The sequence below is a fragment of the Mammaliicoccus vitulinus genome (assembly GCF_029024305.1).
GTDB lineage: Bacteria > Bacillota > Bacilli > Staphylococcales > Staphylococcaceae > Mammaliicoccus > Mammaliicoccus vitulinus.
The window spans coordinates 309757-333945 of the sequence record NZ_CP118974.1 but is presented as its reverse complement, the minus strand read 5'-3'; the positions used below and the strand labels follow the sequence as shown (position 1 = coordinate 333945).

Annotated in this window: 20 protein-coding genes, 1 pseudogene and 1 riboswitch; of the genes and pseudogenes, 8 read left to right on the top strand and 13 right to left on the bottom strand. The window is 32.8% G+C overall.

Annotated elements, in window-relative coordinates; all coding sequences use genetic code 11:
* Positions 1-124: 124 nt before the first annotated feature.
* Complete coding sequence (locus PYW35_RS01555; protein ID WP_103322918.1) at positions 125-1309, bottom strand: CynX/NimT family MFS transporter; 1185 nt, start codon at positions 1307-1309, stop codon at positions 125-127.
* Between the two features lie 115 nt (positions 1310-1424).
* Between PYW35_RS01555 and PYW35_RS01550 the strand changes: the two genes are divergently transcribed.
* Entirely contained in the window at positions 1425-1979 is a 555-nt protein-coding gene (locus tag PYW35_RS01550; RefSeq protein ID WP_103322919.1) for a helix-turn-helix domain-containing protein, read from the top strand.
* A gap of 391 nt (positions 1980-2370) precedes the next feature.
* Here the strand turns inward: PYW35_RS01550 and PYW35_RS01545 are convergent, their stop codons facing one another.
* Complete coding sequence (locus PYW35_RS01545) at positions 2371-3225, bottom strand: fructosamine kinase family protein (protein ID WP_103322920.1); 855 nt, start codon at positions 3223-3225, stop codon at positions 2371-2373.
* Positions 3226-3332: 107 nt separating this feature from the next.
* Positions 3333-3629 (bottom strand): winged helix-turn-helix transcriptional regulator, encoded by a 297-nt coding sequence (locus tag PYW35_RS01540; protein ID WP_169925690.1) that lies wholly within the window; start codon positions 3627-3629, stop codon positions 3333-3335.
* Positions 3630-3799: 170 nt separating this feature from the next.
* Between PYW35_RS01540 and PYW35_RS01535 the strand changes: the two genes are divergently transcribed.
* Positions 3800-4375, top strand: coding sequence for a phosphatase PAP2 family protein (locus PYW35_RS01535; RefSeq protein WP_103322922.1), 576 nt, complete (start codon positions 3800-3802; stop codon positions 4373-4375).
* A 51-nt stretch (positions 4376-4426) separates the two neighbouring features.
* On the top strand, positions 4427-5119 hold the full coding sequence (locus PYW35_RS01530; RefSeq protein WP_103322923.1) for a GNAT family N-acetyltransferase: 693 nt from the start codon (positions 4427-4429) through the stop codon (positions 5117-5119).
* 617 nt (positions 5120-5736) lie between these two features.
* Here PYW35_RS01530 and tenA read toward each other — a convergent pair.
* From tenA to PYW35_RS01500, 6 genes and pseudogenes are all read right to left on the bottom strand, one after another.
* On the bottom strand, positions 5737-6414 hold the full coding sequence (gene tenA / locus PYW35_RS01525) for a thiaminase II (protein WP_103322924.1): 678 nt from the start codon (positions 6412-6414) through the stop codon (positions 5737-5739).
* 67 nt (positions 6415-6481) lie between these two features.
* Positions 6482-6589: riboswitch (TPP riboswitch) on the bottom strand.
* A gap of 66 nt (positions 6590-6655) precedes the next feature.
* Positions 6656-7387, bottom strand: coding sequence for an epoxyqueuosine reductase QueH (locus tag PYW35_RS01520; protein WP_103322926.1), 732 nt, complete (start codon positions 7385-7387; stop codon positions 6656-6658).
* Positions 7388-7652: 265 nt separating this feature from the next.
* Complete coding sequence (locus tag PYW35_RS01515) at positions 7653-8009, bottom strand: DUF2200 domain-containing protein (RefSeq protein WP_103322925.1); 357 nt, start codon at positions 8007-8009, stop codon at positions 7653-7655.
* Between the two features lie 127 nt (positions 8010-8136).
* Positions 8137-9318, bottom strand: a complete 1182-nt coding sequence (locus PYW35_RS01510) for a YbfB/YjiJ family MFS transporter (RefSeq protein ID WP_169925691.1) — start codon at positions 9316-9318, stop codon at positions 8137-8139.
* Between the two features lie 488 nt (positions 9319-9806).
* A pseudogene (locus PYW35_RS01505) lies at positions 9807-11363 on the bottom strand (IS3 family transposase).
* Positions 11364-11584: 221 nt separating this feature from the next.
* Positions 11585-12589, bottom strand: coding sequence for an NADP-dependent oxidoreductase (locus PYW35_RS01500; RefSeq protein ID WP_103323141.1), 1005 nt, complete (start codon positions 12587-12589; stop codon positions 11585-11587).
* A 268-nt stretch (positions 12590-12857) separates the two neighbouring features.
* On the opposite strand from PYW35_RS01500, the gene PYW35_RS01495 reads away from it, so the two are divergent.
* A complete protein-coding gene (locus PYW35_RS01495; RefSeq protein WP_016913022.1) occupies positions 12858-14237 on the top strand; it encodes an amino acid permease in 1380 nt (459 codons plus the stop codon).
* A 100-nt stretch (positions 14238-14337) separates the two neighbouring features.
* On the top strand, positions 14338-14625 hold the full coding sequence (locus PYW35_RS01490) for a putative quinol monooxygenase (protein ID WP_016913021.1): 288 nt from the start codon (positions 14338-14340) through the stop codon (positions 14623-14625).
* A 75-nt stretch (positions 14626-14700) separates the two neighbouring features.
* Here PYW35_RS01490 and PYW35_RS01485 read toward each other — a convergent pair whose 3' ends face one another.
* Entirely contained in the window at positions 14701-16194 is a 1494-nt protein-coding gene (locus PYW35_RS01485; RefSeq protein ID WP_103323142.1) for a CoA transferase, read from the bottom strand.
* 129 nt (positions 16195-16323) lie between these two features.
* Here PYW35_RS01485 and PYW35_RS01480 point away from each other — a divergent pair, with 129 nt between their 5' ends.
* Positions 16324-16917: a TetR/AcrR family transcriptional regulator gene (locus PYW35_RS01480; protein ID WP_169925697.1), complete on the top strand. Its 594-nt coding sequence runs from the start codon at positions 16324-16326 to the stop codon at positions 16915-16917.
* A 655-nt stretch (positions 16918-17572) separates the two neighbouring features.
* On the opposite strand, the gene PYW35_RS01475 is transcribed toward PYW35_RS01480, so the two are convergent.
* Both PYW35_RS01475 and PYW35_RS01470 read right to left on the bottom strand, forming a co-directional pair.
* Entirely contained in the window at positions 17573-18892 is a 1320-nt protein-coding gene (locus tag PYW35_RS01475) for an Nramp family divalent metal transporter (protein WP_016913170.1), read from the bottom strand.
* 130 nt (positions 18893-19022) lie between these two features.
* On the bottom strand, positions 19023-20291 hold the full coding sequence (locus PYW35_RS01470) for a pyruvate MFS transporter (RefSeq protein ID WP_103323145.1): 1269 nt from the start codon (positions 20289-20291) through the stop codon (positions 19023-19025).
* A 291-nt stretch (positions 20292-20582) separates the two neighbouring features.
* Here PYW35_RS01470 and isaB point away from each other — a divergent pair, with 291 nt between their 5' ends.
* Positions 20583-20972 carry an immunodominant staphylococcal antigen IsaB family protein gene (gene isaB, locus PYW35_RS01465; RefSeq protein WP_103323146.1) on the top strand — a complete coding sequence of 130 codons (390 nt, stop codon included), beginning with the start codon at positions 20583-20585 and terminating at the stop codon, positions 20970-20972.
* A gap of 226 nt (positions 20973-21198) precedes the next feature.
* Here isaB and PYW35_RS01460 read toward each other — a convergent pair whose 3' ends face one another.
* Positions 21199-21909 (bottom strand): MerR family transcriptional regulator, encoded by a 711-nt coding sequence (locus PYW35_RS01460; RefSeq protein WP_103323147.1) that lies wholly within the window; start codon positions 21907-21909, stop codon positions 21199-21201.
* 299 nt (positions 21910-22208) lie between these two features.
* On the opposite strand from PYW35_RS01460, the gene PYW35_RS01455 reads away from it, so the two are divergent.
* The gene (locus PYW35_RS01455) at positions 22209-23840 is read left to right on the top strand and encodes an APC family permease (protein ID WP_103323148.1); all 1632 of its coding nucleotides are present in this window, start codon (positions 22209-22211) and stop codon (positions 23838-23840) included.
* Positions 23841-24189: the final 349 nt, after the last annotated feature.

Here is a 24189-nt window from a genome sequence, read left to right as displayed (position 1 = left end):
TCCTATTTTTATTATTTTATATGTATTATGTTCACTATATTGTAATTTATTCTATAACTTTCTCTTCATTTTATAAAAAGTGATATTTCAACTTCTTAGTTAAAATACCACTTTCATAATTTATTTATTTTTGTAAAGTTTGTTCTATTGTTTTATTTCTTCCTGCTTGTGATCCAACGAGCATGATGAGTAATGATGTTATCAGTAAAATACTAAATGAAGCATTCCAGCTTTGTGTGACATCATGCAATATGCCGAAGAATAACGGTCCGATTGCTGCAAATAAGTAACCTACTGATTGAGACATTCCTGATAATTTAGCAGCTGTATGACCACTTTCTGCTCTTAGTCCAAAGAACGTATTGACTAAGCCAAATGCTAGTCCACTTGCGATGCCTATTAATATGATACCTACAAATGCCCAGCCAGGTTGAAGCATTAACGTTAATATTCCTAGAACAAATAATAAACCTGTCACAAAAGTAATGACCACTTGATTATTCATCTTTTCAGCAAATATCGGTGTGACAAATGTAAGTGGAATAATGGCTAATTGTAGAATAGATAAATAAATACCCGCTTCATTAATGGGTGTACCGTTACTTAATAAAAATTCAGGCAACCAATTGATGAGTGAATAAAATATCATAGACTGTCCACCCATTAATAATGTGATTTGCCACGATAACGGCGATTTCCAAACATTGATATTAGTACTTGTTTGAGAAGAATTTACATGATCATGTTTTTTCAATTGAAATGACCATACAATAATACCTAATAAAGTTATCACACCTATTAAACTAATCGCGATACTATAGTTATACTGCTTAACTAATGGTGCAGTTATATATGAAGAAAGGCTACCAAATATGTTCATCACAACTGTGTAATACCCTGTCATAATACCTATGCGTAAAGGAAAATTCATTTTTATTATGCCTGGTGTTAAAACATTTCCAAATGCAATACCTACACCGATTAAAACTGTGCCTAAATAAAGCCAAGATATGCCTGTTATCGCTCTCAACATAATTCCTAAAAATATAAATATAAGCGCACCGAATACAGTACGTCCTATACCAAATCTATTACTTATTTTTGCAGCAAACAACGAAATAACTGCAAAAGAAAGTAACGGAATAATTGTAATTAAACTGACTGATGTATTAGATAAACTTAATGTTTCTTTAATTGATGGTAAAGCTATTCCAACCGAAGTAATTGGTGCTCTTAGAGTTGCCCCAATTAATAAGATGCCTATAAACAGTATCCAGCTTTGTTTATTATTTCTATTAATATTATTCATCGTGTATGATACTCCTTCAATAATTTTTCTGCTATAATGTACTTAACGTTCGTTATAAAGAACACATTATATTGTACAATGCGTTCGTTATAAAGTAAATAGGAGTGTTTTATTTATGAAAGATATCCATACAATCGTCGCACATAATTTATCACAATACCGCACATCACAACAATTAAGTTTGAGCACAGTATCCAAAAGAACTGGCGTAAGTAAAACGATGCTCAACCAAATTGAGAACGGACAATCTAACCCTACAATCACAACATTATGGAAAATAGCTAATGGATTACATCTACCTATATCAGATTTAATCTCCAATAAAGATGACAATATCAATTGTGTGTCTAAAGCAGATATCGTTCCAATCTATAACGACGATCAAACAGTCATCATATATCCTTATTTCCCATTCAATATAGATAAGAACTTTGAAATGTTTAATATGGAATTAAAAGGCAATGCCGAAATGGTATCAGAAGGTCATCATGTAGGATCAGAAGAATATATTATCGTTCATAAAGGTGTATTAGAAATTGAAATAAATGGGCATAAACATACAATTAAACAAGATGATGCTATACATTTCGAATCAGACGTTACACATACGTATCGCAATATAAGTAATGAAGATGTTCATTTAACAGCGACTATTCAATATAATAAATAAGAAAACGACCAATGATTATTGGTCGTTTTCTTATAGGGATCGAGTCTGAATGTTGCTTGTTTGGCTAGTCTTGCAACTTACAGACGTTCTATGTTGCTTGTTTGATCAGTCTTGCAACTTACAAGCGTTCTATGTTGCTTGTTTGGTCAGTCTTGCAACTTACAGTCGTTCTATATTGCTTGTTTGATCAGTCTTGCAACTTACAAGCGTTCTATGTTGCTTGTTTCGTCAGTCTTGCAACTTACAAGCGTTCTATGTTGCTTGTTTCGTCAGTCTTGCAACATACAGACCTCCTATGTTGCTTGTTTGATCAGTCTTGCAACTTACAGACGTTCTATGTTGCTTGTTTCGTCAGTCTTGCAACTTACAGACGTTCTATTTTTCTTGTTTATCAATCTAATATTTCATTCATCGTTCTATTTACACTACCTGCATACATAGAACCAAACTTCACTAAATGCACCATTAATAAATAAAGCTCATAAAATTTTATTCTTTGATTCGCGCCTTTACTTAAAGGTAATGTCTCATTATATGCATCGTAAAATTCATTCGTAAATCCTCCAAATACACGTGTAGCACCGAGATCAAATTCTCTATCTCCATATAAAGGCGATGGATCGAATAAAGCAGGTTCTCCGTTTGATAAAAACATAAAATTACCTGCCCATAAATCTCCATGTAAGAGTGAAGGCTTACTATTATGATTTTCTAAAGCTTTTACAATCTTTTCACGTACTTTTTCAAATAATAAAATTTCATCGTTAGACCATAATTTTCTCTGAACAATTTCATCTTTCAGTTGGTCTAACCTTTGTTCTACAAATATATTGATCCACGAGTCTTTCCATCCATTTTCAAACGTAATATCACTACCATGATATGGTAAATGGAAACCAAACTTGCCATGTGGTTCATGATGACTATGCAACTTCGCAACAAGTTTACCAAGTTCCCTTTGACTGCCGGAGCGACCTTCTTCAAGATAGCTCAATACTAAATAAGCATCATCATGAATTTGTCCGTAACCTTTAACTACAGGGGCGGTAATACCAGCCGCTTCAAATGCTTCTAAACCGGCGATTTCTGCAGCATAAAATGTTTCACTTCTATTATGTTGAACGAGCAAGAAATATGGTCCATCTTTAGTTTCTACTTTATAAGCCTCGTTAACATCTCCACCACTAACGGGTATAATTTCTTTAATATTATTTATAGGTAATTGTGATTGCCAATCTTTATTCATGACTATCCCTCCTATGTTTATTGTATAAGAAATATATTATTGTTTAAAATAAGAATGCTTTTATGTCCCAAATCTTATTAATAACTTCATCGACCTGCCGCTTTGTTTTATATTTTCAACGCTTCGATCTGTTCAAGTACAGGTATTAATAATGCTCCTTGTTCCGTGAGCTTATAATATATATTAGGTGGCATGATCTCTTCTATTCTAACTTGTAAAAATTGATTTTCTACTAATAATTCAAGTGATTGTTTAATCATGTGTTGATTATAATGCTCGAGTTCAGAGAGTATGATTCTTTGCTCTTGTTCTTTATTGCTCAATTTAGCCAAAACTAAAAGACCATAATTGTCTCCTAATTGTCCAAGATTATGAATGACTTTTTCTTCATTGATCGGTCGCATTACATTACCTCTTTTCGTATAAAGCATCTTGAAAACTTCCTTAAACTATAACACAGCACATAATTCTTTCATTATATTAGTTAGTTCTAAAGTCTCATTGTTTATAATGAGCTTTTTATTTAAAATTAAATTAAGCTTAAAATCATATACTCAAAGGAGTTATAAGCATCATGAAGAAAGACTCAATGCTCATTATGAGTTATGCAATTATTTTACTATTAATCATTGTATCTATTTTTACTAAATACATATACCCGATAGATCACGCTGTTTATCATTTTATTCAAAATAATACAATTGAATTTAGGTTACATAATTATTTATCTATCGTGTCTTTTATATTCTCGCCATTACATACAGTTTTTTTAATAGGCATCATATTTATAGGTTTGTATTTCTATAACAAGCAGCACTTCTTACCTTATTTAATTTTCACGATTACTGCTCTCATTACAGGAACATTGCTAAAATATATTATCCAAAGACCGAGACCTTCAGATTTAATTGAAGGATTTAGCTTTCCAAGTTTGCATACTTTAATATTATTTGTAGCCTTATTTGTATTGCTCGCTTTATACAACACATATATCGTAAAGTGGATTTCTTCTATTTTAATCATTTCAATGATGTGTTCAAGAATTTATTTAAATGCTCATTTCTTTTCTGATACGGTAGCTAGTTTAATCATCGTTCATTTAGTGTATTTAACTGTAAATAAGATTTTGGAAAGACATCCTCTTTCATAAAAGTTCTCTTATTTAATTTTGTGCTATCATAAAAATAAAGGAGATGTTCATATGAGATATAATGCATACAATCAACCTATTGGTGACGCCGTTCAATCTTTTCAACAAGCTGATAAACCGAGCATTGAAATGCTTGAAGGCAAATATAGTAAATTAGAGCATTTAAATACGAGTCATCTAGACGATTTATTTGAATTGTTATGTGACACAGATAATGATCTAAATTGGACTTACTTACCAAATGAACCAATTCACGATAAAGATGAATTTAGTACTTTAATTAATAATCGTATCCATTCCGAAGATCCTTATTTCTTTGCGATAGTTGATAAAACTACTGACAAAGCTTTAGGTATAATATCACTGCTACGTATTAATACTAAAGCTTCATCTATTGAAGTTGGCCATATCCATTATTCACCTCTTTTAAAAAGAACACGCATTGCTACTGAAGTTCAGTACTTACTCGCTAAATACGTATTTGAAACATTAGGATATAGACGATATGAATGGAAGTGTGATAGTTTAAACGACCCTTCTAAACGCGCAGCAAAGAGATTAGGATTTACATATGAAGGTACTTTTCGACAAGCGTTAGTATATAAAGGTAGAAATAGAGATACAGATTGGTTCTCTATTATAGATAAAGAATGGCCAAATATTAAACAACAATATGAGCATTGGTTAGACGAAAAGAACTTCAATAGTGATGGTACACAAATTCATAAACTATCCATCCTTTAAATATTTATATGCATATTAAAAATTGTTTATTAAATTATACGAAGTGTCTTTTTTTGTACTCATAATTCGATTTTGTAATGATAACGATTTTGTAAAAAATAACAACTCATTTCTAGCTGAATAAATCAGTGCAATGAGTTGTTATTTATTTTGAGTTGAGTCGGGGGCTGAATGTTGCTTGTTTACTCAGTCTTGCAACTTTCGGACCTTCTATGTTGCTTGTTTGGTCGGTCTTGCAACTTACAGGCCTTCTATGTTGCTTGTTTGGTCGGTCTTGCAACTTACAGGCTTTCTATGTTGCTTGTTTCGTCAGTCTTGCAACTTACAGGCCTTCTATGTTGCTTGTTTGGTCGGTCTTGCAACTTACAGGCTTTCTATGTTGCTTGTTTCGTCAGTCTTGCAACTTACAGGCCTTCTATGTTGCTTGTTTAGTCGGTCTTGCAACTTACAGCATGTACTTAAAAGAACTAACGAAAAAATATATGAAAATAAATATTCCTCCACGATTTTGTAAAGTGCTGACGCCCGGGGGAATAGTATGAGAGAGACTACAGGCTCGAACCATACCCCCAGGCAAGCATGCACGAACAAAATCGTAGATTTTACAAAACAACAACTTATTTCACTGGTACTGGCCATGTTTCAAGATTCTCAGCCATTTCCCAGAACATATATTCATAGTAGCTTGTCTTTACAATAATATCTTCTAAACGATTAAGTTCTTCTTCAGTCTTACCTTCTGCAACTGTATCCATTAATTGAATGCAGTCTTCTTTAAATGTACTAAATTCTTCAGATGCATACATATTAACCCATTCTCCATATAGCGGATGATCCTTTACACCTTCAATTTCAGCTAACTTCAAGCCTATATAGCTATAGCTCCATGTACACGTTAAAATTGCAGCTATAACGTTCTCAATTCCACCTTGTTGGGCCAAATTTAACATATAACTCGTATAAGCTACTGTTGTTTGGGCTGGTTCTGTTTGTTCAAGCTCTTCTTCAGATATATTAAATTGTTTAGCATAACTACGATGTAAATCCATTTCTGTATGCAACGTACCGTTTGCTAGATCTGCATAAGTCGTCATCATCTTTAAATCTGTTGATTTAGCAGCCCCAATGGAAAATAGTCTCGCATATTCAATCAAATACACGTAATCTTGTTTCAGCCAATGTTTAAATTTCTCTTCATCAAGTGTCCCATCGCCTAGTCCTTGAATAAACGGATGTTTCATATAAGATTCCCATATTGGTTCAACTCTTTTAAATACGCTATCTGTAAATTTCATTTTTATCCTCCTTTTTTATAAAAAAAACACTATTTTCAATAAGAAAATAGCGTCAACTTAAACTTCAACTAAAGATACGCCACTTTCCTACGCCAGTACAAGCTGGATCAGGTTCAAGGAATTTTAAAGTCTCACTTTAATCTCAGCCATTTAAAAGGCACTTCCAGTGGTTTATTGCTTATTATATTTAATTTTCATTCACCTACAACATATCGGTTTTAAGATTCATTTGCAAACAAAATTATAAACAACTCTTACTACATGATTCTAAATAAGCTTTAGCATTTTGATTAACTTCTTTAAAATCAATACCTTGTTTCATCGCTGCAAACACACAACCACAATAACACTGTCTATAAATTTCATATTCATTACACATCTTTATAGACCTTTCATAACCTTTATTCTTCTTAAAATCACTAGGTAAATAATAGACATGAAAAATATCTTGCACTTCCATCCCCAATTCATTAATCAATTGTGCATTTTTCTTAGGAGACAATGTTAAAGCACTGGCAAAGTAATCATATCCAAGATTCGCAGCAGCTTCGGCTACAAGTTCTAAACGCATTTCAAAACAAGCCGTACATCTCAATCCGCCTTCATTCTCTTCAGCTAAACCTTTGCCTTTAACCATCTTCATAAATTTATGAGGTTCATAAGGCGCTTCAATATATTTCACGTTCGTATTCATCCGTTCATTAAAACGCTCAACAAAATCTTCTTGAACCTTTGCTCGTCTTTCATACTCACGCTTAGGATGAATATTAGGATTCGCAAAATATATGGCCACATCCGCATATTGCGTTAAAAGCTCTAACGTATATGTACTACAAGGTGCACAACAACTATGAATTAAAATGCTCGGTCGCTTATCACTACGTTGCCATTCATTAATCATCTTACGCATCACTTTGTCATAATTAATCTTTTGATTTTTCATTTTAGCAATAATACTATTCGCAGAAATCACGTTCATTACCATTCCTTTTCAACCAAATATTGTTATTTTTACAATATTTTATACCATTAAAAAGATGATAGCAATATCATAGTGAAACAGCTATTTGAGTCGGTTAATATCATTTAAACACCTTCTGATACTGTACATATCCTGATAAATAATGTTCTATATCATCAATGCGCACTCTATATCCGTGGTGTTTGATAAAGAACGCATTCAGTAAGAAGGCTAATTTGTTTTATTTTCATAACTTTTAATAGAATACATAGTTGAATTACTTCTCTTTTCTAAATATGTTCTCCTTCTTCTTTCCTCTTGCTAGCTCATCAACCAATTTGTCTAAATATCTGATTTCTTGCATGAGTGGTTCTTCGATTTCTTCAACGCGTATGCCACATATAACACCTTTAATTAGTTTTCTATTAGGATTTTTATTCGGTGCTTCTTTAAAGAATGTTTCAAAATCAATTTTGTTTGCTAATATTTCTTCTAATTCCTGCTGACTATATCCCGTGAGCCAATTGATAATTTCATCTACGTCGTTTTTGGTTTTTCCTTTTTTCTCTACTTTAGCAACGTAGTTCGGGTATACGCTTGATACAGACATCGTGTATATTTTTTCATTCTTCATATTTATGCCTCTCTTCTTTTTCTTTTTTATATACAAAATTGGAATTTCACTTCACATTCAAGAACTTGTTCATCGTCAATATTCTTCAATAGGTCATTTATTTTTACTATGTGTTTTTGGGTTTCTCCTACTTCTTCAACTTCTTCTGAACTGGTCTTTGGCTTATAAATATAGCAACTATTGCTAGTACTAACAACGATGACGCAAAAATAAGTGCACCATTGTAATTATCTGTATCTCCAATTAATATTCCTGCAAAGTAAGGCGCTATTACTTGCCCAAGACTGTAGATAAATGTTAATAACGCTACTAAATTTTTACCTGAAATTGCACTCATTAATTGGCCTCGTGACATAAATAGCGTCGTTAAGCCTAAGAAAGTTCCTCCAAACAAACATGAACTGATAATTAAACTTACAGTGTTATGTGAAAATACTGGTAATATGACGCCTATAAATTGGAGTATAAATGCTAGATAGATTGCTTTAATAAACCCAATTTTATTTCCTAAAATAGACCATAATATACAAGATGGTATTGCCGCTAAACCTACAAACATCCAACTTAACGCAGCATATCCTTTCAGATTTGGAATAGATTCAACAATTGCCACTAAGAATGTACCTGTTACAATATATCCCGCACCTTCTAATAAATAAGCAATTGAGAAGAATACCATAAACCACTTTGTATATGCTTCACTTTTATTATTTACATTTAAGTTCTTGTTCTCTAAATTTATAGGTTCTTTAATATCTTTCATTAAGAAAATAACAACTGACCCCATCACTAAAGATGCGACACCTAATATGATCCATGTAGATGCCCATGTTTCGCTATCCGTATACAGTTGAACAAAGATACTGCTCGTAAATATTCCAATACCCACGCCACTATATAAGAACCCAGATAAATGAGACTTGCCACCTTTATTTAAAGATTCTAATACAACATTAGAAGCAAGCACAAATACAGTACCACTTGTAATACCGGCTACAAATCTTAAAATATTCCACGTTACAAAGTCATGTGTAAAACCCATCAACAATACAGAAATAATGTTTATTAATAAGTATATTTTTAAATCAATAACCTTACTTTTCATAATCAAGAAAGTCGGAATCATGGCACCGATTAAATAACCTAAATAATTAATCGTCGCCAATAGTCCAGCATCTTGATTGCTTAAATGAGTTGCTTTTTGCATGAAAGGTAAAACGGGCGTGTATGAAAATCGACCAATCGCCATAACGATAAAAAGTGATAACATACCTAATAATAGTTGTTTATAAGCTTTACTAGATGACAATTTACGCACCTCTTTTTCTCTATTAAATAATATTATCTACTTCTTGCTATATTTATACAATCCTAAATTGAATATCTTTTAAATTCCGGATGTTCATACTGCCAACATATCACACGAAAAGATATGTCTATAAAGGAGTAGTCTGAGCTTAATGTTGATATCCATTAAGCTCAGGAAATTTATTTACTGTAGATCTCTTTACCAAAATCGCACGATATCTTTCGAGTCTTCGTGCATTTTATCCAATATTTACCAAAATCGCACGATATCTTCTGAGTCTTCGTGCGTTTTATCCAGTATTTTCCAAAATCGCACGATATCTTTTGAGTCTTCGTGCGTTTTATCCAGTATTTAACAAACTCGCACGATATCTTTTGAGTCTTCGTGCGTTTTATCCAGATTTTACCAAAATCGCACGATATCTTCTAAGTTGAACTGCACCCTGTCAAGTAGACAACTAAAAAATGAAATTTGGGCTGTCTTCATATTTAAGCTATGAGGGCAGCCATTTTTAATGTAATTCGATCTTCATTAAAAAACTTAATGTATTGATTGATACTATGCTTTGCTTTATCAATATTTTCAAAACTATGCATCTTACTTCCTTTAAATAATTCGCTTTTTATTATGCCCCATACATTCTCCATAGGTCCATTATCAATGCACTTGCTTACACGAGACATACTTTGAATCATGCCGTTTTCTTTTAAAATCTCTTTGAATGATGGACTTGTATATTGATAGCCTCTATCACTATGCAATAAAATACCCTTGGTATTTTTGCCTCTTATTGCTTTTTTTATGGTTTTAAATACAAACTCATTATTGTTGGATAAATTGATTTCATGACTGATTATTTTTTTACTACCAAGATCATAAATTGCACTTAAATAAGCTTTCTGCCCGGTTTTCAATCTGAATTCAGTCACATCAGTTAACCATTTTTTATTTGGAACTGTTTCATTAAATTCGCGATTAAGTACATTTTCTGCGACATAGAAAGGTGTGCTCTTTATATATTTCTTTCGCTTTCTTCTGATAACAGCTTTTAAACCTATTTGTTTCATTAGTCTGTATATACGTTTGTGATTAACTTTTTTCTGTAGCTTTAATCTAATATAAATGTATATACGTCTATAACCATAAATGCCTTCATACTTATTAAATATATCTATGATATCGCCGATTAATTCTTTGTTTTCCTGTTCTAATCGTGGTGCCTTTCGGCTCATCCACTTATAATAACTCGCTCTAGAAATTTCTAGTACTTGGCATAACCATACTATTGGATAAGTATCTTTTAGCGATTTGACCGTTTTGTACGATGCTTCTTGCCTGATTTTTGTTTCATCAACTGCCTCTCGATCTCTTCCTCTTTTTTTAATACTTCGTTTTCCATTTCTAAATATTTATTTCTTTCTTCAAGTGCTTTTATACGCGCATTCAACTCTTCTTCTGGTGTCATGATGCTTTGTGGCTTACCTTTACCTCGACCATCAATAAGACCATCTTTACCATGTTCTTTATACTTTTGAATCCAACTGTAAAGTTGGCTATATTTTAAATTGAATTTTTCAGAAGCTTCTTTGTACGTTATATTGTGATCTAAGCAGTATTTTACAATCTCAATTCTTTCTTCTAATGTCGTTTTTTTAGGATTCACGATATACACCTCGGGTTCATGTGATTTATTTTTCTTACCCTCAGTATACTGAATTATCCACTGACGTACAGTTGATTTACTTCTTATGTTATATCTAATAGCTAAACCTTCTAGTGAAATACCTTTGTTTAAATAATCTTGAGCTACCTTCTCTTTTAACTTCCTTGAATATTTGGGTCTAGAAGCATGTGGTATTAGAATATCTATCCCGTGTTCAAGATACATATGATATTTGTATCTTAATTCTTTAGAATTATAGTTCAAATCAAGTTTTCTTAAAGCAGTTTCAAAACTATAACCATCCTCAACTATTTCAAATAATTTTAAAAATGTCTCAACAGATAACTTTATTTTTCTCTTCATATATAAAAACTCCCTTCAAAGTTTTGTTTTTAACTGTCTACTTTGAAGGGAGCATATCAAGTCTTCGTGCGTTTTGGCCGTAACAATCATTGAACAACGTAATCCTAATTTCTCTTGGTTACGTTCTCTACGATTTTAAAATATAAAAAGATCTCTTCACTAGGCAATTGCCTAATGAAGAGATCTTATATTTTGAGTTTAGGTATTTATGTCCCAGACTCCTAAATTGTTTTTTAATTTTTATAAATCTGCTACTTTAATAACTTGTTTACCAAAGTTATCACCTGTAAATAATTTACGGAATGCGTTTGGTATTTGGTCAAATCCTTCATCTATTGTTACTTCTGATTTAATTTTACCTTCTTGCACCCATTGCGCCAATTGTTCACTAGCTTCTTTAACATCTTCGTTAAATTGCGCAACTATAAAGCCTTGCATAAGTGCTTGGCTCTTGATAAGAACTTGCTGAATACGAGGACCAATATCTTCTCCTTTAAGATTATATGAAGATATTGCACCACATACTGGAATTCGTGCAAATTTATTAAGGTGTTTAAATACTTCGTCAGAAAGTTCTCCGCCTACATTTTCGAAATATACATCGATTCCGTTTGGCACTGCTTTTTCAAGTTCTTCAGCAAAATTATCTTTCTTATAATCTATACCTTCATCGAAACCTAATGTTTCCGTTAAATAATTCACTTTTTCTGAACCACCTGCTATACCAACTACATGAGCGCCTTTAAGTTTAGCAATTTGTCCAACTACTGATCCTACTGCTCCTGAAGCTGCTGAAACAACAACTGTTTCTCCTTCTTGAGGTTTACCAATTTTCAACAATCCTTGATAAGCAGTCATGCCTGGCATACCTAGTACACTTAAATATAGGTATAATGGCACTTCGTCAGATGCTATTTTAGTTACATATTTTTGGTTAATTGTAATATATTTTTGCCAAGGTAATATTCCCGTTACAATATCTCCTTCTTGCAATTCACTTGAGTTTGACTGAACGACTTCTGCAACAATATGTCCGTTAAAAGGTTTATCTATTTCATATGACTGTGTATAACTTTTTGAATCATTCATTCTACCTCTCATATAAGGATCTACCGATACATATATCGTTTTTAATAATACTTCGTCGTTATTTGGTTCTCTTACTTCTATATCTTCATATCTAAATACTTCATCTTGAGGAATACCTTCTGTTCTTTTAGCTAATACGATTTGTTCATTTTTCATGATTGTTCCTCCTCATTTATTATTAAAAATTTTTATATCCTTTTTCTTCACGATAGTAAATATTAGACTTGATATTTAAGTTAGTCAAACAGTCTGTTTAACCTTTAAATATTTCCTCATATTTAATTACTTTCCCTTAAACTTCACTAAATATTCAAAATAAGTACACATTAATTCCTTTTTAGAAATAAAATTACACTAATCTAATTATTTAAACATATAGAATTTTTAGATAAATCTATGTATAATTATCTGCCGGAGGTGCAACATGAATCAATTTTTCAAGAAGAAACAGTGGCTTTCTTCTCAATCAAATAAAAAACTTAAAAAAACACTCGGCGCATTTGATTTAACAATGCTTGGGGTCGGTGCTGTTGTAGGTAGTGGTATCTTTATTTTACCAGGTGAAATATCTTCAACTATTACAGGTCCAGGAATTATGATTTCATTTATTATTGCTGCAATTGGATGTGGTTTAGCAGCATTATGTTACTCAGAATTTTCATCAAAAATTCCTCAAGCAGGAAGCGCCTATACATATAGTTATTATGTTTTCGGTGAAGGTATCGCTTGGATATTAGGTTGGGCATTATTGTTAGAATATGGATTGGCAATAGCTGCTGTAGCTAGTGGTTGGTCGTCATATGTGATCAATTTATTATCCGGTATGGATATTCATTTAGTAAAAGCATTATCTGGATCATATGATCCTAGTAGCGGTCAATACTTCGATTTACTGTCTTTTTTAATTATTATCATCATCGGTGCATTATTAGTTAATGGCGTAAGAGAATCTACTCGAATTAATAATATTATGGTTATTATTAAAATTTTGGTGGTTTTATTATTTATTATCGTAGGTGTCTTCTATGTTAAACCTGAAAATTGGACGCCTTTCTTACCATTCGGTTTCAATGGTGTATTAACTGGTGCATCAATGGTATTTTTTGCTTACATTGGCTTTGATGCTGTATCATCAGCAGCTGAAGAAGTTAAAAATCCTCAAAAAAATATGCCAATAGGTATTATAAGTGCATTAACAATTTGTACAATCTTGTATATTATTGTTTCTGCTGTTCTAACTGGTGTTGTGCCGTATCAGCGATTAGAAGGCGTTGGCGCACCTGTAGCTTTTGCACTACAATCGATTAATCAAAATTGGATTGCAGGATTTTTATCATTAGGCGCGATAGTAGGTATGACAACAGTCATATTTGTGATGTCTTATGGTGGTACACGTTTAATATTTGCAATGAGCAGAGATGGATTATTGCCAAAAGTATTATCGAAAACAAACGAAAAACAAACGCCGGTACACAATACAATTATACTCACAATATCTATGGGCGTTGTGTCAGGTCTTGTACCTCTATCACAACTCGCTTCATTAATTAATATCGGAACATTGTTTGCTTTCTGTACAGTTTCAATAGGTGTATTGTTCCTAAGAAGAAATCATACACTTCCAACAGAAGGATTTAATGTGCCATTCTATCCTGTATTACCTCTAGTATCTTTTGGCATATGTTTATATCTTATGACAAACTTATCCCGTACAACATGGATAGCATTTATGATTTGGTTTATTTTAGGAATCATCGTTTACTTTTCTTATGGCATTAAACATTCGAAATTAAAAGCTGAATAAAAATATTAAAATTCCAAGCTTTCAAAATTTACAATTCTTTTTTATTCTGTCATGATGCATCTATAGTAATTAAAATTGATAGAGAGAAAGAGGTTTTTTTATGATTATCATAAATGCTAAATTCCAAGTTCAAGCACAATCTGTTGAACAATATGAATCATTAGTTAAAGATTTAGTTGAAGCGTCAAGAAATGAAGCAGGCAACATCGGTTACGAACACTTTAAAGCTACAGAAAATGAAAACACTTATTTAATGTACGAAATATGGGAAAGCCAAGAAGCTATAGAATCTCATAATAATAGTGAGCATTTCCAAACTTTCTTTAGCAGTGTCAAACCATTACTTGCTGGACCTTCTGATATTAAAGTGAGTTTAAGCAAAGAATAAATAAATAAATAAATTTTAAGCCGATAGAGAGCATTTGTCATGCTCATCTATCGGCTTTTTTATAGCTTTATATCATTATTTCCAAACGGGTTTATCTGAACCTCTTACCATTAACACTGTGTCATATTTACCAGGTGTTTCAGACATTTCGACTTGATCCGTTACACCTACGTATGTGCCTAAAGGTGTTTCCGCTTCAAATTGCTCAGGTGCAACGATGCGATGTTCCTCGTTACTATTAGATGCTTCTTGAGCATATGCTTTATCAAAGATACCTAAAGACATTAAATATGCTGAAACTTTACTTAATGAAACAGACACACTATAACTACCGCCTTCTACAGCTCTTCTTTCTAAAGCTTTAATTGTCCCTAATTCTAACAACCAAGAAATAACATAGTCATTCACAACTACGATTGGAGGTAGTTCAGGTTTCTCATCTGTTCCTTCTAAAGTCATGACGCCGGTCACGCTACCTGCAGTTTGATCAAATCCATTTCTATTAGCCCACGGACCTGTATGTCCATGTAAATTTACAGAAGCATGGATTATACCAGGATGTTGTTCAGCTAATTCTTGTGCTGTAAGTTGATATTCTTCCATAAATCCGTGTCTTTTATTTATAAAAAACACATCTGCATCATTTAATAATTCATCCAATTGAGCTCTATGAGAAGGTTGATGCTTAATATCTAAATACGTTGAACGCATACCTACATTTGATGTTAAATACATTGTTTCAACTTCAAGCTCTGTTGGTCTCCATACATTTAATACATCCGCACCATGTAAAGCAAGTCCTCTACCTAATCCTGCACCAGCAATAACGTGCCCCATACCTAAAGCGCGTATACCACTTAATGGCTGTTCTGGATTTTCTGTAAATGGTTTAGGGTCAGATTCACCAATTTTTTTTATTTCAATAAGTTCTGATTCTGCAACATGCTTAAATTGTTCTTCTTCTATAAATTCTTCCAGTGAACGCACGAGAGGCATCACGATTCCTTTTTTGGAACCTGCTTCTTCTAAATCATGCCCATTCCACTGCTTAATTGCTTCAGTAACCGCTTCTTTAGAGCCACGACAATTTAATAAATCCAATACATGTTCTTTCGCATTCGGGTATGGGTTTAATGGCATTACCCATCTATTATCTTTCGTTTCATAAAAGCTAAATCTAAAGGGTGTATGAGGATCTTCTTGGCTTTTAGCCGGAAATCCATTTAAAGTTTCCCATTTACGCTCATAAAATGGAGATAGTCTTTTCACAGCTTTTCTTATATCGACATATATATCTTGGCCTTTTCCTCCTCTAACTTGCCATAGATGTGCTAATGCAACCGATTTGGCTGCTAGTCCTAAACCTGCTAATCCTGCAATCCTTAAAGTACTTGGCATAATCGGATCTTTACCGTAAAAAGTCACTTTCCCACCACTATCAGCAGTTGAATAACCTACTGAATTAAGAATTTCTTCTAAGGCAACATTCAAATCAAAAGTATCATGATTTAATCTATTATGTTTATTATTTAACAAAGTTTCTTTTAAATCTTTGGAATCTTGTTTCATTATTTTCTCCTCCTTAACGTATGAACACTGTCCATTATAAAAACGTTCGACATTGAAAAACAATATGTGTAACATGATAAATACAACACATTCCTCATTTGTGTTGCATATATCAAAAGGATGAAAATAATGAATCATAAACGTAAAAATTCAAAAAACAAAATACAATCTGCTTTATTGAATTGTCTTAACACAACTCGTCTTGAATCTATAACTGTTAAACAACTGTGTGAGCATGCAGAAATTAACCGTTCTACGTTTTACAGACATTACCCATCAATAGAAGCATTAGCAGAACAAACAATAACAAGTCACTTTCAATTACTCTTTGGAGAACCTTATACTTTTTATTTAAAGCATCATAGCATTAGCGAATCACAATTTTACATCGCCAATAATATCTTTAGTCATATATCACATTATGCTTATTTTTATAAAACGATGTTCAATTACTATTCAGACTTTTATATACTACTCAAAAATCATATACAACAAAGATATATCATGTTCTTCGAAGACACAGGCGCTGAAAACGACATGTTGTTAGAAAAAGAAATAGTAGCAGAATACATTGCTTCAGCATATAGTGGGATGATACAAGGATGGATTAACCAATCATTCCGTACCTCCCCTGAAGAAATGGCGCAAAGACTCATCTTGTTAAACTCAACAGGACCCATTAAATTATTAATAGACGCTGAAAAAAAGAGAGATAGAAGGTAAAAAAGCCAAGGCATCACACGCCTTGGCTTCAGACTGTCAACAAAGTCACTTAAAGTGAACTTGTTGGCTTTTTTTAGTAAACGGTATGATATGTTTTAAAATCTTACGATTTTGAAAGTGCATGCTTGCCTAGGGGTATGGCTCGAGCCTGTAGTCTCTCACTCATACTATTCCCCCGGGCGTCCGCACTTTGCAAAATCGTGGAGAATAGTATAAAGAATTATTGCTATTTATCATGTGGACCTTCACTTGATAAATTCAACGGCTCTATTTATCATGTGAGCCTTCACTTGATAAATTCAATGGTCCTATTTATCATGTGAGCCCTGACTTGATAAATTCAACGGCTCTATTTATCATGTGGAGCCTGACTTGATAATTTCAATGGCTCTATTTATCATGTGAGCCCTGACTTGATAAATTCAAAATAAAATTCAACATAGAATCAACTCCTAAATAAAATTTCATCTATATTATAAAATAATTTGCTAATATTTGGTGTTTTTTTAGCGCTGACTCCTGCGGGAACAGCATGATTTGAAGACTACAGGCTGAGAACATGCTCGCGGAAAGCATGCGCATAAAAAAATGCCGGCAAAGTTTAAGACTTTGCCGACACACTAAAGCCAAGTCATCACACACCTTGGCATTTTATCTACATAAATTCTGAAATTGTTTCAATTATTAAGTATACATTGAGCACGCTCAGTACAATTGCTAATACCCACGCTAAAATACTCATCCATGTTCTATTTACAAATGTCTCACCCATTATTTTCGGATTATTTGTTGCCATAATAAGCGGAATGATACTAAATGGTAAAGCTAAACTTAAGAACACTTGTGTAAATATTAACAAATCTTCAATTTTAGTTTCGCTAGATCCATATAACCATAAACAGAGAAACACAGGAATTACAGCAATGATTCTTGTGATCACTCTTCGTAACCATGGTTTTAATTTAATTTTCAAAAATCCTTCCATAACAATCTGGCCTGATAACGTTCCAGTAATGGTTGAATTTTGACCGGATGCTAATAATGCGATGGCAAATAATGTACTCATTAATGCGCCACCTACTGCACCACCAACATGTGAATGGCTTAGTGCATCATATAAATCAAAGAATCTCCCTAGTGCTTCATGACTTCCGAAAAATAATGCAGCACCTAGCACTAATATTAAACAGTTAATAACAAAAGCAATTGATAATTGTATATTTGAGTCGATTGTAGCATATTTAATTGCGCTTTTTTTACCTTTGTCTGTTCTTTCGTAATTTCTTGATTGCACGATAGATGAATGTAAATATAAATTGTGAGGCATAATAGTCGCACCGATAATACCTAATGCAATATATAAAGCACCTTTATTTGTTACGATTTCTGAACTTGGTATAAAGCCTGCAAATAATGAACTTGTTTCAGGTGAAGACAAGTACACTTCAAACATAAATATTACAAGTACCGTAAATATAAGCACACCAACAATAGCTTCTATTTTTCGAAAACCGAGTTTAATAATCATAAGTAACAGTAGAACATCTAATACTGTTATTGTGACACCCAGTACTAACGGTATATTAAATAGCAAATTCAATGCGATTGCACTACCAATTACTTCAGCAATGTCCGTAGCCATTATAGCTAATTCAGCTAATACCCATGAAAATATACCTAAACTTTTATTCGTCATATGCTCTGTTACTTGAGCTAAATCCATGCCGCTCGCAATACCTAATCTCGCACACATACTTTGTAATAACATAGCAGAAAGACTAGAAATGAGAATGACAAATAATAATATATATCCATACTGTGCTCCTCCAGCCATTGAAGTAATCCAATTACCTGGATCCATATATCCAACAGCCACAAGCAAACCTGGCCCTAAATACATTAGGAATTTTCTAAAAGCATTTGCTTCTGCATCAAAAGAGACAGTACTATTAATTTCTTCTAAACTTTTCCCCATTTCGAACACCTCTTATACCAAGAGGATAAACCCATTTCTTTATTTTGTAAATATTTTTATTAGGTATACCTAAACTTTTTTAATTAGAAAAAATCTATTGCCCATTTGTTTAAGGCAATAGATTAAAATTTTATACAGTTTCTTCTTTTACTAATGGATTATCTGGTTTAATAAAGAACCACATGATGATGGCGAATACTACTGGAACCATCATTAATTGTAACGTCCATGTCCAACCAATTTTGTCTGCTAAGAAACCAGCTAATATCGGACTTAATAATGCTCCAATATTACCCCATAAGTTCATCCATCCTGAAACAGTACCCGCAAAGTTACGACCTAAGTCTGTAGCTGTTGCCCAACTCATTCCCATTGATAAACCGACTCCACCAAGACAAAGTGATAACCAGAAGATAGTCATATATAACTGACTCGTAGCTAACGCAAAGTACAGTGATATACAGAACACGACGAATCCAGTAATTGCGATAAAACCACGTGCGACGAATTTAGATTTACCACTTGATAAAATTTTATCTGAAATTGTTCCACCTAACATGATTAGTATAAACATCGCTAACCACGGTGCACCAGCAATAAATCCCATTTTTTTAAATTCTACATGATGCTCTTCGTGAATATATGTAGGTAACCAAATTAAAAATAATGTAATGATAAACTGTACTACAAAGTATTGTGCGGCAATGGCATAAAAGCTAAAGCGACTAAAGAATAATTTCCAAGGTGCAGTTGTTTTTTCAGTATCAACTACATCTCGCGTTTGCATAATGAATTGTTTCTCTGCTTCATTGACCATTTTATGTTGTTCTGGTAAATCTTTCGCAATTATAGCCCATAAAATAGCGATAACAACACCTATTAAACCAAAGATATAGAATACTGCTTCCCAACCAAAAGATGTCATAATCGCAATTGTAACGATTGGCGCAATAACAGGACCAAAGTAAGACCCAGCTAATAGTGCAGAAGAAGCACGACCTTTTTCGTTCTTATTAAACCAATAACTATTAAAAACAGCATTTGATGGGTACATTGGTGCTTCACCTACACCAAATAAGAAACGCACGAAATATAGAAAACCGTGGTTTTTAACAATACCCGTTAAAATTGTGAAAGCACTCCACCATAATAATGCGATTGTCAGCATCTTTTTAGGTCCGAATTTCTCTGCAAGCATCCCCGAAGGAACTTGCATCAACGCATACCCTAATGAAAAGAATGACGCTAAAAGACCAAATTGTGTTTTGTTCATGTTCAAATCTTCCATCATTGGTCCTGCGATAATCGAGATATTTGAGCGATCCATATATGCAATAATACCTATAATAAAGAAGACGACGGCAAAATACCATCTTATATTTGTTCTTTTTTGTTTCATAAATATCCAACTTTCTTAATTAATTTTCCTTAAAATTCATGCGGTCATATGATGACTTAATGATTAATAAGTTGAATATAGCATAATTAGGAAACGCTTACAATATAAATTTAAAAATATTATTATGTTTTAAATTGTGAATAAATACACAATAATAATTAAGATGTTACGTTCGATAATCAATTCGATTATTTTGGTTAACGTAGCGTATTAAGGGTAGTGTATTATTACAACATATATCATGACAGTCAGGCAAAATAAACGTTATATCAAATAAAGGGCGTGGGGAGAATGAAGAAAGTTTATCAATTAATAGGGACCGGTGCATTAACAACAAGCTTATTACTTGGCATAACAACTGTTGGAAATACAGATCATGCAATTGCAGCTCAATCAGAGTCTGAAACAACACCATGGTATAACTATGATGGCTACACATACAATAATCCCAACTTCGTATTAGAACATTCTTTTGTAGAAGCACTGTACGCAGATAACGTTACAATTAATGGATATCAAACAGAAGCTGACGCTAAGACTGGCACTGGTGGAGAATCCACAACTGTCTATGATACTAAAATCTTAAAAGATAAAAACGGTAAAGTCGGCACATCATGTTTGATGTTAAATCAGGTGTCGTTACTCAACAAGCATTCAAAAAAGCTCATAAAGAGACAATGATTGTTGATGAAGGAGATCAATTTTTAAAGTACGGTACATTGAATCAATATTATCTCGCATCGTTTGATGAAAATGGTTATTTAGTGCATATGGAAATTGATGTCATACCTCAATAATTCAAAAAAACCATCACATAACATTAAGTGATGGTTTTTGAATTATTTTATTTTCTCTTTTAGAAGCAAAGTTTAGTCGAAGTGATTATAGCCTCTTTCACGCTTCTTACTTATTCGTGTGTTTCGATACAGTAACTTTCAGCGCCACAATGTGGGCATGCCAATTTTCTTGTTTGGTAAGTATGATTCGATTTGAACCATTCTACAAATAGTGGTTTGAATTCATTTTGACAATTCGGACATAAATAACGCACGACAGAATAGTATTTTTTAGATGCAAGCACAGCATATATGAATATAAATGGATATATTAAAATAATTGGTTTCCACTTCTTCTTCATAATGGACATGATGATACTACTATATTGAAATGCCCCTACTACTAGTGATATCCCCATAAATTTTCTTCTGAACGTCTTCATTGTTTGATGTTTTTTTATTTTATTATTTAAGTTAAGTACATTTGATACGGGATATTCACTTTCTTTACTAATATTCTCTCTTACAAATTTAATTTGTTCTACTTGTTCAGCTTGTTGTTGAATTTCATCTTCAAGTTCAATGAGTTTCTCGCTTAATAAAACATTCAGTGTGTTTATGGATTGATTAGAATTTATGAGTTCTTTAATTTCTTTTAACGAGAAGTTCATATCCTTCAAAGTCAGCACAAGTCTTAATTCGTTAACGTCCACTTCTGTATAAAGTCTACGGTTATTTTCAGATGTATTGCTAGGACTTACAATCCCTTTCTTATCATAATATTGAACAGTTCTAACTGTAACATTACATAATTTCGCTACTTCTCCAGTTGTCATATGCATTTTTATCTCTCCTATCTTCATTAAACATTACATCAATATATAATTATTGTATTTCGTTACGCAACGTCACAATCAAGTATTAAATATCGTTCAATTGAACATGCTTCCAATTTAGACTACGAGAAGGCTAATCTCGTAAATATATCTACAAAATCAAATTCATATAATCATGTCTTAAAAACGCTTCAAGACACTACCTACATTTGACTAATATATTCACAAGCGTATAATAATTATCCGTACATAAATTTTAACAACGAAATTTATATTAATTATAAAAAATTTGAATAGGAGATTTTATGAGTAGTCAAAACCAAAATAAAAAAATTAACCTAACACAACTTGTACTATTAGGTCTAGGTTCATTAATAGGTTCTGGATGGTTATTCGGAGCATGGGAAGCATCAGCTATTGCAGGTCCTGCAGCCATTATCTCTTGGATTATTGGGTTTATCGTTATAGGATCTATCGCCTATAATTATATAGAGATTGGTACAATGTTTCCACAATCAGGCGGTATGAGTAATTATGCCCAATATACACATGGTTCCCTTCTAGGTTTCATTGCAGCATGGGCCAATTGGGTATCGTTAGTAACAATTATACCTATAGAAGCAGTCTCAGCTGTTCAATATATTAGTTCTTGGCCATGGGATTGGGCTAAACCAACTAGTCAACTAATGCATGATGGCTCGATTAGTAACATGGGATTATTTGCAGTATTTATTATTATCATCATATTCTCATTATTAAATTACTGGTCAGTTAAACTTTTAACTTCATTTACAAGTTTGATTTCTTTCTTCAAACTAGGTGTGCCATTAGTAACAATCATTATGTTAATGATTTCTGGATTTGATACTCGAAACTATGGTTCATCAATGGGTGAATTCATGCCATATGGTAGTGCACCGATTTTTGCTGCTACTACAGCATCTGGAATAATCTTTTCATTTAATGCTTTCCAAACGATTATTAACATGGGGTCTGAAATACAAAACCCTGAAAAAAATATATATCGAGGGGTTCTCATTTCATTATCCTTAAGTGCAGCTTTATATATTATTTTACAAAGCACTTTTATCACTTCTATGCCAGCAGATATGCTTTCTGAAAGTGGTGGTTGGAGCGGTATTAATTTTGATTCACCATTTGCAAACTTAGCAATCATATTAGGTTTAAATTGGTTAGCAATTCTATTGTATTTAGAAGCCGTTGTTTCTCCATTTGGTACAGGCGTATCATTCGTAGCAATTACAGGTCGTGTATTACGTGCAATGGAAAAGAACGGACATATCCCTAAGTTTTTAGGAACAATGAATTCTAAATATCATATTCCACGTGTAGCAATTATATTTAATACCATTGTAAGTATGATTATGGTATCGCTATTCCGTGATTGGGCAGTTTTAGCAAGTGTCATTTCTACCTCTACACTTGTAGCTTATTTAACTGGTCCAACAACCGTTGTCTCATTACGTAAAATGGCACCAAATATGCATAGGCCATTCCGTGCAAAAATGTTAGGTTTTATGGCGCCATTCTCATTTGTTGTAGCGTCACTCGCAATTTATTGGGCTATGTGGCCAACAACTGCTCAAGTAATATTCATTATCATTTTAGGCTTACCAATTTATTTCTTCTATGAATATAAAACAAATTGGAAAAACACTAAAAAACAAATCGGCGGTAGTATTTGGATTATCGCATATCTCATTATACTTTCATTCCTATCGTTTATAGGAAGTAAAGAATTTAATGGACTTAATTGGATTCACTATCCTTATGACTTTGTCGTGATTTCAATAGTTGCCTTAGTGTTCTATAAATTGGGTACGACAAGTTACTTTGAAGGTATTTACTTTAAAAAAGCTAAAAAAATAAATGCTGATATGAAAGAGAAATTATACAATCAATCAAAAGAATCATAATTCCCCTAATCATGTTAAGACTGATCCTGGGACATTAATATAAAAGAGCGTAAATTCTTAAAAATAAGAATTTACGCTCTTTTTATTTTATCTTTTGAGTCTTCGTGCGTTTTGACCGTAACAATCATTGAACAACGTAATCTATATTTCACCTTAATCATTCCCCACGATTTTGTAAAGTGCTGACGCCCAGGGGAATAGTATGCGTGAGAGACTACAGGCTCGAGCCATACCCCTAGGCAAGCATGCACTTTCAAAATCGTAAGATTTTAAAACATATCATGCTATTTACTAAAAAACAGTAGTGTGAATTGAGCATAATATCTCTACAGTCTTCTTACGTACACCC